The organism is Microvirga sesbaniae, assembly GCF_025460805.1.
Classification (GTDB): Bacteria; Pseudomonadota; Alphaproteobacteria; order Rhizobiales; family Beijerinckiaceae; genus Microvirga; species Microvirga sesbaniae.
Window position 1 is genome coordinate 21,786 of sequence record NZ_JAMXFJ010000049.1, and the last position, 10,253, is coordinate 32,038.

The 10,253-nt window shown below is 62.9% G+C and carries 9 protein-coding genes; 4 read left to right on the top strand and 5 right to left on the bottom strand.

Annotated elements, in window-relative coordinates; translation table 11 throughout:
- The first annotated feature begins 183 nt into the window (after positions 1-183).
- Both OCW50_RS29635 and OCW50_RS29640 read left to right on the top strand, forming a co-directional pair.
- The gene (locus OCW50_RS29635) at positions 184-2,370 is read left to right on the top strand and encodes a histidine kinase dimerization/phosphoacceptor domain -containing protein (protein ID WP_262300079.1); all 2,187 of its coding nucleotides are present in this window, start codon (positions 184-186) and stop codon (positions 2,368-2,370) included.
- A gap of 308 nt (positions 2,371-2,678) precedes the next feature.
- A complete protein-coding gene (locus tag OCW50_RS29640) occupies positions 2,679-3,254 on the top strand; it encodes a hypothetical protein (RefSeq protein WP_262300080.1) in 576 nt (191 codons plus the stop codon).
- A gap of 280 nt (positions 3,255-3,534) precedes the next feature.
- Here the strand turns inward: OCW50_RS29640 and OCW50_RS29645 are convergent, their stop codons facing one another.
- Together OCW50_RS29645 and OCW50_RS29650 are read right to left on the bottom strand one after the other, a co-directional pair.
- A complete protein-coding gene (locus OCW50_RS29645) occupies positions 3,535-4,020 on the bottom strand; it encodes a hypothetical protein (protein ID WP_262300081.1) in 486 nt (161 codons plus the stop codon).
- A gap of 65 nt (positions 4,021-4,085) precedes the next feature.
- Complete coding sequence (locus tag OCW50_RS29650) at positions 4,086-5,144, bottom strand: class I SAM-dependent methyltransferase (RefSeq protein WP_262300082.1); 1,059 nt, start codon at positions 5,142-5,144, stop codon at positions 4,086-4,088.
- Between the two features lie 126 nt (positions 5,145-5,270).
- On the opposite strand from OCW50_RS29650, the gene OCW50_RS29655 reads away from it, so the two are divergent.
- Complete coding sequence (locus tag OCW50_RS29655) at positions 5,271-6,314, top strand: GlxA family transcriptional regulator (protein WP_262300083.1); 1,044 nt, start codon at positions 5,271-5,273, stop codon at positions 6,312-6,314.
- Here OCW50_RS29655 and OCW50_RS29660 read toward each other — a convergent pair.
- The gene (locus OCW50_RS29660; RefSeq protein ID WP_262300084.1) at positions 6,220-7,188 is read right to left on the bottom strand and encodes an alpha/beta fold hydrolase; all 969 of its coding nucleotides are present in this window, start codon (positions 7,186-7,188) and stop codon (positions 6,220-6,222) included. The genes OCW50_RS29655 and OCW50_RS29660 overlap by 95 nt on opposite strands.
- A 260-nt stretch (positions 7,189-7,448) precedes the next feature.
- Between OCW50_RS29660 and OCW50_RS29665 the strand changes: the two genes are divergently transcribed.
- Positions 7,449-7,751: a monooxygenase gene (locus OCW50_RS29665; protein ID WP_262300085.1), complete on the top strand. Its 303-nt coding sequence runs from the start codon at positions 7,449-7,451 to the stop codon at positions 7,749-7,751.
- A gap of 173 nt (positions 7,752-7,924) precedes the next feature.
- On the opposite strand, the gene OCW50_RS29670 is transcribed toward OCW50_RS29665, so the two are convergent.
- Both OCW50_RS29670 and OCW50_RS29675 read right to left on the bottom strand, forming a co-directional pair.
- On the bottom strand, positions 7,925-8,830 hold the full coding sequence (locus tag OCW50_RS29670; protein ID WP_262300086.1) for an amidoligase family protein: 906 nt from the start codon (positions 8,828-8,830) through the stop codon (positions 7,925-7,927).
- A 149-nt stretch (positions 8,831-8,979) separates the two neighbouring features.
- Entirely contained in the window at positions 8,980-10,167 is a 1,188-nt protein-coding gene (locus OCW50_RS29675) for an RHE_PE00001 family protein (RefSeq protein ID WP_262300087.1), read from the bottom strand.
- Positions 10,168-10,253 lie beyond the last annotated feature (86 nt).

A 10,253-nucleotide genomic window follows, 5' to 3' on the forward strand; every position in this document is an offset into this window, starting at 1 on the left:
TTTCCGGAAGAGGCCATGCAGTGAAATTCGTTCACTGACAGGAACGTCCGATGTTCCTGTCCGAGGCGGACGTTCGTCTCCCGTCCGGAACGTGCCACAAGCGGCCCTTCCGACGGGCCTTGACAGCGTCGGTCTACCCGTTCCATTCGGAACCGATAGACCCAGTTCCGGTTAAGTTTCTGCATGACACAATCTGCTCAACCTCTCGATCTCACCAGTTGTGATCGAGAGCCGATCCATGTGCCTGGCTCCATCCAGCCACATGGCATCCTCCTCACGCTCGATCCCGAAACACTGGCTATTTGGCAAGCCGCCGGTGAGCCGCAACGCACAATGGGGCGGGCAGTCGAGGACTTCATCGCCGAGGATGTCGAAGCTGCTCTCGGACCTGCCGCCGCAGCCCTGCTCCACTCGCCGGACCTGAAGCTGACCGAGCCGCTCTATCTCGGCTCCTTTCCAGCTCCTACTGACCCTACCCGACAATTGGATCTGACTGCTCATAGGCGCGACGGGGTTCTCATCCTGGAGATCGAACCCAGTACCCCTGACCCCGCCACAGCCGCCCAGATGCTGGCAGGGGTGCGCCGGATTAGTGCTGAACTTGATGCTGCCCCCGACCTCAGCCGACTCCTTCAGTATGCAAGCCGCGAGTTCCGGCGGCTCACCGGCTTTGACCGCGTGATGATCTATCGCTTCCTGGACAATGGCACCGGCTCCGTGGTGGCAGAAGCCAAGAGCGACACTCTCGATCCGTTTCTCAACCATCATTTTCCAGCCTCCGACATTCCGAAGCAGGCGCGAGCCCTCTACCTCCAGAACCTCATCCGGGTCATTCCAGATGTTGACTACAGGCCGGCTCCCGTCACTCCTTCTGTGAATCCGGCTTCTGGCAAACCCCTCGACATGAGCGACTGCTCATTGCGTAGCGTCTCGCCCATTCACGTGCAGTACCTCAAGAACATGGGGGTAGCAGCCTCCATGTCGGTTTCGCTGGTGGTGGATGGAGTCTTATGGGGCCTCATCGCCTGCCACCACAGCTCTCCAAAGCTGGTGCCCTACGAGCTGCGCGAGAGTTGCAAGCATGTTGGGCAGATCCTGAGCCAGCAGATCAAGGCGCGGGAGGATGCCGAGCTGCATCGCCAAACGGCGCGTCTGAGCGCCGCACGTGATGCTTTCCTTGAAGGTCTCACACGTGCGACTTCCATCGAGCAAGGTCTGCTGAGTGCCTCGGCGGAACTGAAGAAGCTTGTGCCCTGCGATGGGGTCGCGGTTCTGTTCCGCAGCCGAGTAAGCTTGGCAGGCCATACTCCATCGGAGACTCAGACCCGAGCATTGGCAGACTGGTTGCTGAGGTCCGCTCCAGCAGACACCTTTGTGACCCACAGCCTGGTTCAGCACCACAGCGCAGTGGAAGCCTTCGCCACAGAAGCCAGCGGATTACTGGCTACGGTCGTGTCACCTGAGGAGCCCATAGTCCTGCTGTGGTTCCGTGCCGAACACCTTGAGACCATCAACTGGGCGGGGAATCCCCACAAGCCTGCAGAGCCGGGCGAGGGCATGAATCAGCTCTCGCCGCGTGCATCGTTCGAGACCTGGAAAGAGACGGTACGGCACCACTCACGGGTTTGGTCGTTAGCTGAAACCGAAGCGGTGCGCCGCCTGCGCCGAGCTGTGCTGGAGCTACGCCAGCAGACTACCTTGAGGGAGCTGAATACCCAGCTCCGCCGCACCCTCGCCGATCAGGATGTACTGCTTGCGCAGAAGGACCTGCTGATGCGCGAGGTCAACCACCGCGTTCAGAACAGCCTTCAGCTTGTCAACTCGATGCTTCAGCTCCAGGCCCGGCAGAGTCCCGACGCGGAGGTGAAAGCGCAGTTCGAAGAAGCCACCCGACGCATCATGGCGGTAAGTACGGTGCACCAGCGCCTGTGGCGCTCGGATCATATTGAGAGCATCGACTTCGGGTCTTACTTGGAGGAGCTCAGGGAGGGGCTGCTGGAAGCGTGGGGCGAAGCCTGGGCTGAGCACATCAAGGTGCATGCGGGATCCGTGCTGGTTGCGACTGACAGGGCCGTTGTCCTGGCGCTGGTGGTCACGGAGCTACTGACCAACGCCGTAAAGTACGCCTATGAGGGGTCACCTGGTCCGATCGACGTCATTGTCAGGGAGGACGGTCAGGGAAGCTTGCGGGTGACGGTACAGGACCATGGTGTCGGAATGCTAAGGGACACGACGCCGAAGAGTGGCTTGGGCTCACGGCTGATCCGATCCTTGATCGGGCAACTTGGGGGCGAGCTTGAGATCAAGGGCCAGTCACCAGGTACCGCCATTACCTTAGCAGTGCCTGTGGTGGCTGGGTCGGTCCAATAGAAGTCGTGCCACATTCGTTGTAACGAATTGATCCTGTACTCGGCGACATAGTTCGAGGTCTCCTATGGGTCAAAACCGCTCCATCGGCATGGCTGTGTGAAGGTCAGCTTGGGCGCGATAAGCAGAAGTTCGACCTCATCAACCTGCTCATGAAAGTCGCTGTGACTGGAACTAGTCCGCACCTGATCGCAGCAGCCGATAATGCGCTGGTTGCGCGAATTTCGATGTGCCTTTTAGGATGTACATTTCTGTGTGGATTGTAGGCGCTGAAGCAGGCTATCTCGACTCTTAACTGGGGCTGACTGTCAATGAACGAGACTGAGCTACTCCAGCAACTCATCCCGTACCGGATGCAGGCAGTCGATACGCTGAACTACGCCCTACGCCTGCGGTCGAGCTGGTCCAACGCACCATCGATGACAATCCATGTCGACGGCAAGCAGGTCATGGAGGGCAACCTGAACGCATTCACCAACCCAGCAATCGAGGCTGGTCTGGTGCATTGCCGTGCGCTGCTCGAGTTTTTTGGGCTGTGTGAGAAGGGCGGAAGCCTCAGCAACAGAAAGAAACGACAGCCAAGTGACATCGGGATTGAGCAGTTCAAGAACGCGGCTGGGCCACTGAAAATGGTTGATCCCGAAATGGCCTTGAGTCGGTACGAGGGCGATAAGGAAGAGGCTGAGAAGGCCCTGCTGACGGTTTTTCACATCACCAACAAAGGTCTGGCGCATATCAGCTCGGACTTGGCCGCCCATCCGGCACACGCAAGACTGCTGGAGATCGCCAGCCGAGGGATCCCGGCCCTTGTGATCAGCTATCTTTACACGCCTCTGGGTTTGGCGGCGCCAAACTACAAGATCACGTCACGGCCAAGGGAGGCCTAAGGTCAACCTCCAGTACTTTTTTATGTCCGGCGCAACCGGACACTTTCGGGGCAGCGGGGCTGACCATCCCACAGATCCGATCACCGCCGTGGGTGGAAGCTCGGTGCCCTGGCTTGGGCAACTGTTGCACGGTTGCAGTTGAACCGGAGGAGATATACCTCCCTCCCCACCCGCTACTCGAGTCGAGGCCAGATACCCTTATCGCCGAAGCTCTGCCGCACTCCGATGGTAGCTATACGGTTGCTGGGCTCATCGAAGCTGATCTCAATGCGCCGGTAAGTCATTGAGAAGATTGGTGAGCGCGCTGGGACTCGAACCCAGGGCCCTCTGATTGAAAGTCAGAGAGGCTGGACATGGAATACCTGCATTGGTGAAAATCCGACTGTGAGCCAGTTCGTGAAGCTCGCCATCTCAAGGCGCTTGCCTGCTCGTGAATGATGGATCCTCGCAAACGCTCCGCGTTGTCCCACAACATCTGATGCAATCGTATCCCTCCTGCTCCGTACATGCCCCTTATCCATGCGCACCAGGGGCTCAGCGGCGCTTCACCTGACGTCCACGCGACCGACAGTGCCGTAGAGGCGATCGCCTGCCGGATCACTTGCGCCACCCTGGGCTCGATGCCGTCGACCTGCTCGAGCCGGTGAACATTGGCCTTGAGCTGGTCAAGGGTCTGGATCTTCTCTCGCCGCAGCAGGTCCCAGGCCATGCGAGGCAGGTAGAGGCCACCGATCGGCCCCGCGCAGATATCACCACCATGGTTCATTGGACGCTCCTGCCTCAGAGATAAAAAGGATTGCGAGCAAGGCCCCTCGGCCTCCAGCGATCAGATCACGGGCGGGCCTCGATGATCAGATTGAACGGGGTCTGGGCGGCCTGACGAACCGTCCCGAACCCAGCCGATCTCAGCACGTCTCCGAGCCGGCTTGGACCGGCCTGGGCACCGAGAACATGCGTTCCCTTCTCCGAGATCGCATGGGCGCAGCACAGGGTCGTCGAGGCTGCATAATAGAGCCGGCCGACCGGGTTGATGTTGTCCTCGACCCGATCCCCCGCATACGGCTCGATCAGCATGACCGTCCCGTCCCCGGCCATCGCAGCCCTGGCATAGCGCATCGCATCGACCGGTCGGCCCATGTCATGCAGGCAGTCGAAGAAGCACACGAGGTCGTACGCGTGCCTGGCGTATTCGTCAGCCTTGGCCACTTCGAAGCGGACACGCTCCGCGACACCCGCCTCCTGGGCAACCCTTCGGGCGATCTCGATCGATCCCTCATGGCCGTCGAACCCCCAGAAGTGGCTCTCCGGGTAGGCTTTGGCCATCAACACCGTCGAGTGACCGTGCCCGCAGCCGATGTCGGCAACCTTGGCGCCCTTCTCGAGCTTGGCCGTGACGCCTGAGAGGGTCGGCAGCCACTCCTGAACGAGGCTCGCGCTGTAGCAGTTGCGGTAGAATGCGGCCACGCCGCAGAAGAGGCGATCGCTGTGCTCGCCCCAGCTCACGCCCTCTCCTGACCTGAAGGCGTTGAGTGTCTTGTTCTCGTCCGCCCACATCGAGGCGACCACCTGCCAGGCATGCGGCAGGAACACCGGACTGGTGTCGTCGGCCAAGACGGCGGCCTGCTCCGGCGTCAGCTCGTAGGTGGCAGACGCCGAATGGTAGCCGATGTAGCCGCCGGCCACCTGAGAGTTGAGCCACTCCCGGACATAGCGCTCGCTGCAGCCGCTGCGCCTGGCGATCTCATGTGAGCTCAGCGGGCCTTGGCCGGCCATGGCACGGTAAAGGCCCAGCTTGTCGCCAAGGCTCACCATGACGCCGCCGTAGCCGGCTGAAAGCTCCCCGAGAAGCCGGCCGACCAATGTGTCGAGCGTCTGCTGATTGATCGTCATCGGTTGCTCCATCCTTACGCCTCCGCGCTCATTGCGCCGAGGTCCAAGGCAGGATGCCGGTTGGCCCCTGAGACCGGGAGTGCGAGACTGGCCAGGAACGGTCCATTTGTGCCAGGAGGCCCTGCGATGCCGGGAACCTCGCGCCCACTGCACGTCAGCCTTGTCGCCATCCCTGATGCGGTCATCTCGACCCTGACCGGGATCTACGACGTGCTGGGCTCGTTCCGTATGCTCGGCCGCCTGGAGCCCTCGATTCCGGAATCGCCGCCGTTCACGGTCGAGATCGTGGCCACCGAGCGGGGCCACGTGGCGCTGGCCAGCGGCGTCCCGGTAGACGCCCACCGCGCCGTCTCGGAGATCGCTGCAACCGACATCATCATCGTTCCGTCGGTCCTGCTCGGGCCTGAAGGCTGGAGGACCGGCCGTTATCCGGAACTCGTCGACTGGGCCCGGCGCATGCATGTTGAGGGCGCCCTGCTCTGCTCGGCCTGCTCGGGCGTGTTCCTGCTCGCCGAGACCGGGCTCTTCGACGGCCGGGAGGCGACCGTGCACTGGGGCTATGCCGAGGCATTCGCAAAGGTGTTCCCGGGCGTGCCGTTAAGCCCCGAGCGCGTTCTGGTGGTCTCGGGCGAGCGTGAGGAATTCATCACCTCCGGGGCCTCGATGACCTGGCACGATCTCGTGCTCTATCTGATCGCCCGGCATGTTGGCGCGACGGCAGCACAGACCGTGGCGCGCTACTTTGCGTTGCAATGGCACCATGACGGGCTCGCCCCCTACATCGTCTTCCAAGGCCGCCGGGATCACGGCGATGCCGCCATTGCCGAGGCGCAGGCCTGGCTTGCGACCCATTTTTCCATCGCGAGCCCCGTCGAGGAGATGATCCATCACTCCGGCCTCGCCGAGCGGACCTTCAAGCGGCGCTTTACGGACGCGACGGGTTTCGCGCCGATCGACTACGTTCAGCGCCTCAGGATCGAAGACGCCAAGCGCCGGCTCGAGCGGACGGATGAGCCCGTCGATGAGATCAGCTGGAGGGTCGGGTATGAGGATCCTGCCTTCTTCCGCCGCCTGTTCAAGCGCGTGACCGGGATGACGCCGGGCACCTACCGCCGGCGTTTCCAGGTGCCGACCTTCGCTCGGTCAAACCCAAGTCGATCGCCGGCTTAAGGGGCAATTCTCGTTCAATCACTCGCATCCGCCGGGCGCATGCCTCGGTCCTCAATCCTGCCTGCCATTTGATAGAGGCTACGGAGTTGCTCACAAGTGCGGCGAAGCGCTCCGGCTCCTCCCAATGCGGCGCGTGGCCGGCTCCCTCGAAGATATCAAGGTGAACGCGCGGGATTGACCGCTGAAGGACGTCCTGCTCGGTCCAAAGCGCTATCTCGTCCCGGTCACCCCAGACCAGCAGGGTCGGGGCCGAGATCCGAGGCAACTCCGACGTGAGGTCCGCCGCGAGCAGCCCGGCCCACGCCGCCTTCCAGACCCGCGCCGGCACCTTGAGGCTTTCCGCCACGACCCCATCCAGCACCGGCTCCGGCAAGGTTCGGGCTAGGGTACTCTCCTGGAACCTACGTACGAAGGCAGGGTCCAGCGGATCGGTGAGCGTCGCCAGTGTGACTGCGCCGAATTCGATGCACGCTGGATTCCGCCCCAGCGCCGCGAAGGCGCCGATCAGGATGAGGGCAGAGACGCGCTCCGGGTGATCGATGGCGAACCGCTGGGCGATTGCCGCCCCCATGGAATGCCCGACCAGAACCACCTGCTGCAGGCGGAGCACGTCCAGAAATCCCTCGAGATCGGTCGCAAAATCGCTCGGGCGATAGCTGTCGGGAGTACTCGCATCGCCATGTCCCCGCTGCGAGGGGGCAAGAACACGAAGCGCCCCGGGCAGGTGGGCCATGACGGGCTCGAACGAGCGGCAGGAATCTGTGATCCCATGCAGGAGCACCACCGGCAGAGCATCGGGCGCACCTTGGTCGAGGTAAGGCAGGATTGGCCCGGTTGGCAGGCGCGCCGTCCCGCGGGCGGGAGAAAGAGGCATCGCGATCCTCGTGGTGTGACCGGTATCTGGATCCAGCATGCCTTCGCGGCATGCTCGGCGCCGTGCGGCATGTCACGCGCCACCGCCTGGGCGTCAACACGAGATGAGGGATGGCATGCCAGCAGGGCTCAAAGGCGGCAGCAGCGATCTGGATCGATGCTTGGGTGTGTTCTCGCACGTCGAACAGCAGAATTCCCATCGATACTCCGACCCTCGTCCAACTGGGGCATTTCTGCTTTCAGTGAGCCAAGGAGTTGATCATGATCACGGCCATCGTGCGCTTTCCGCTGCCCCAGGGTCTCTCGTCTGACGACGTGAAGGCAATCTATGAGCATTCCGTGCCACAGTTTCGGGGGGCAGCAGGGCTCATTCGAAAATACTACCTGCACGGCGCGGACCAGACGGGAGGAGGTGTGTATCTCTGGGAAAGCCGGGAGGCTGCCGAGATGATGTACTCCGAGGCCTGGCGCCAGCAGATTGCCAACCGCTTCGGAGCAGCCCCCCAGATCGAGTATTTCGAGACGCCCGTCATCATCGACAACACCGGAACCGGCGCCGAGTGATCTCAATCGAACTCAAGCTCGAACTCCTTGAGAGCGATTTCAGGCCTTTGTCGACACGATGATCATCGAGGATCAGCGCGGGCAGACGATCTAGGAAGGCGCACCGTTCGTGAGCGCGTGCCTGACGGCTGTCGCTCCAAGCGTCAGTGGTCCAGGACAGAAGCTGATGACGATTATACCAGATGTCGGCTTGGAGCGGTCTGCCTCATCGCCAGCCGCTCCACGCTCATCCAGCGCTCCCAGTCCGGCAGGATGCTCCAGGCAGGGTCGCTCAGATGGGCCTGCGGCAGCCGGTAGTGGAACACCGGCCGGGGCCCAATCTTCTCATGGGGCAGAACCGAGCGCACCCGCTCCTGATCGAAGTGGGTCAGCAGCGGCAGCAGATCGAGCGCCCGTCTCCGGGTCGGGTTTGCGGCCAGGTAGTCGTCCGTCAGGTTCGGCAGGTCCGGCCAGTAGTCCGGATCGAGCACCTGCCGCTTGTAGGCCTGCGGGTAATCCGGCGGAAGAACGAGAGCACGACGATAGCTTCCATGGGCAGTCTCCTGCCGGAGCCTGTCGCTGACGAGGAGAAAGGCCTTGAGAAAGGCTGTCACCGTTGCCGCATCAAGACGCGGCGGGTCGATATTGAAGTGGAGCCCCAGCGAGTCCCAGAGTACGGCTCCGCGGCCGTAGGCGCCTGCAGCCCGCAAGCTGTGGACGACAGTATCCACCTCCGGCAGCCGGGTGATGGAAATCGGGGCGGTGATCAGTTCCCGCGGGACGAAGGGCGAGGCCAATGTGCCGAGCCAGGCGGCTACCCGAGGACCCAGCCTCAGGCCGAGCTCCGGATGCCGGTTGGGATGAACGTGCCGCAGGTCGGTTTCGACCAACAGGCTGCCAAGACGGGTGCCGGTGACCTGAAAGGCATGCGGATCGACCGTCACACAAGATCCTCCGAGATCATGCGCAAGGACCTCGGCCGCAGCCTGAGCGCTCGGGCCCAGGAACTCGATCTCGACGCCGACGCACCGGAGCGAGCCGCTGGCTGCAATCAGAGGGGGAGAGCTGAGCGCTTCAGGCTCGATGGCAATGTCGTTCATCATCGCCAGACATGGGGACGCCCGGGGCTGACCTCAATGAATGATCCTCGAGTTCCCCCATAGGATGCGAGCTGCCGATGGAGGTGAGGTGAGATTTCACTCTCATGGAGTGTCTCTCACGGCCTGAGGATGCAGGGAGGATCGATGTCTTACACGATGCCCCAGGCACGGTAGGGGGTGCGGCCGGTGAGCTCGCGGGGCAGGGCGCCGCCGAGCTGCGCCATCATGAGGTCCACAGCCTTGGGCGTAACCTTCAGGAGCTTTGCCCCGAGCGGCACGGTGACCAGCGGCCGCGACAGGAACAGGTCGACCAGCCCCGGCAGCTTCGAGTTGGAGCAGCACTCTTTGGTGACCCGGCTCATCAGCTCGCGGGCGAGGATGAGCCGGTCGAGATCCTTGTGGGCGATGCTCAGCGCCTCCTCCAGCACCTGACAGAAGCCTTCAAGCTTTTCCAGAGCCCCTTCCCTACCCTGCGGCCGGAACTTCGATTGCTTGAAGCCGGTAGCCAAGGGCAGCAAGCGGGCGGTGAGCCCTCTCGCTCGCAGGATGGCGGCGGCCATGATCAGCCCGAGCCAGGGCAGGCGCGTGTAGAGGCTGAGATCCAGCCACGCGTTCCAGGCCACCGCTGCCGCCGCAATCGCCGGCCAAGAACTGGTGCGCTGGACCACGTCGAGCCATAGGTCCTCGGCCTCGGCCTCGTCCTGATCGGGATCGTAGACCAGATGCGAGCGGCTCTTGCGCAGTGGGGTCTCGCCGGCGAGCACCTTGCTGGTGCGGTCGAGCAGGGCATCGATCTCGGCCAAATGCGCCTTCCACGGATCGGCATCGTTGGCATAGGGCGGATACGCTTCGTCATCCTCCGGATCGGGCCTCTTGCTCTTGGCCCGGACGGACGGCTCGTCAGCCCCGGGGCCGATGCCGCGCAAGGCAGCCAGCCCGTCGATGGAGAGCGGCCAAGGCGCTTTGCGGGCCAGGGCGGTGCGCTGGGCGCGCAGGGCAGCGGCGGCCCTGGTGAGCTCGTGGGTGGGATGGCGCACGTCCATGCCGGCATCGTGCAGCACCAGATCACCAACATCCACGAGATGGCCATCCAGCAGCAGGGCCCGGACAGCTTCGCTCATATCGCAGCGCGATTGCCAGCCAGCGGCAAGCCCGGAAGCTTCCAGCCGGGCGTCGAACCGGAGCATGCGGATGGTGCTCGCCTCGAGCCGTCCGGCGATGCTCTCCCACGGCAGCTCCGGCAGATCATAGGTACGGGGCGCCAGGAACGGCTCGTCGTCAAAGGGATGCGTCGCAAATTTGGAGCGGGGACGAGAGGATGGCCAAGAACCCGCCATAGGCTCAGGCAGCGAGCATCTCGAATTGCTCGGCAAGTGATGGCACGGGATTCCGGGCGTACTTCGCCTGCTGCTTGCGCATCATG

What these genes read in the sequence shown, in the direction of transcription:
- OCW50_RS29635 (WP_262300079.1), top strand. Translation starts at nt 184, where the DNA reads ATGACACAATCTGCTCAACCTCTCGATCTCACCAGTTGTGATCGAGAG.
- OCW50_RS29640 (WP_262300080.1), top strand. Translation starts at nt 2,679, where the DNA reads ATGAACGAGACTGAGCTACTCCAGCAACTCATCCCGTACCGGATGCAG.
- OCW50_RS29645 (WP_262300081.1), bottom strand. Translation starts at nt 4,020, where the DNA reads ATGAACCATGGTGGTGATATCTGCGCGGGGCCGATCGGTGGCCTCTAC.
- OCW50_RS29650 (WP_262300082.1), bottom strand. Translation starts at nt 5,144, where the DNA reads ATGACGATCAATCAGCAGACGCTCGACACATTGGTCGGCCGGCTTCTC.
- OCW50_RS29655 (WP_262300083.1), top strand. Translation starts at nt 5,271, where the DNA reads ATGCCGGGAACCTCGCGCCCACTGCACGTCAGCCTTGTCGCCATCCCT.
- OCW50_RS29660 (WP_262300084.1), bottom strand. Translation starts at nt 7,188, where the DNA reads ATGCCTCTTTCTCCCGCCCGCGGGACGGCGCGCCTGCCAACCGGGCCA.
- OCW50_RS29665 (WP_262300085.1), top strand. Translation starts at nt 7,449, where the DNA reads ATGATCACGGCCATCGTGCGCTTTCCGCTGCCCCAGGGTCTCTCGTCT.
- OCW50_RS29670 (WP_262300086.1), bottom strand. Translation starts at nt 8,830, where the DNA reads ATGAACGACATTGCCATCGAGCCTGAAGCGCTCAGCTCTCCCCCTCTG.
- OCW50_RS29675 (WP_262300087.1), bottom strand. Translation starts at nt 10,167, where the DNA reads ATGGCGGGTTCTTGGCCATCCTCTCGTCCCCGCTCCAAATTTGCGACG.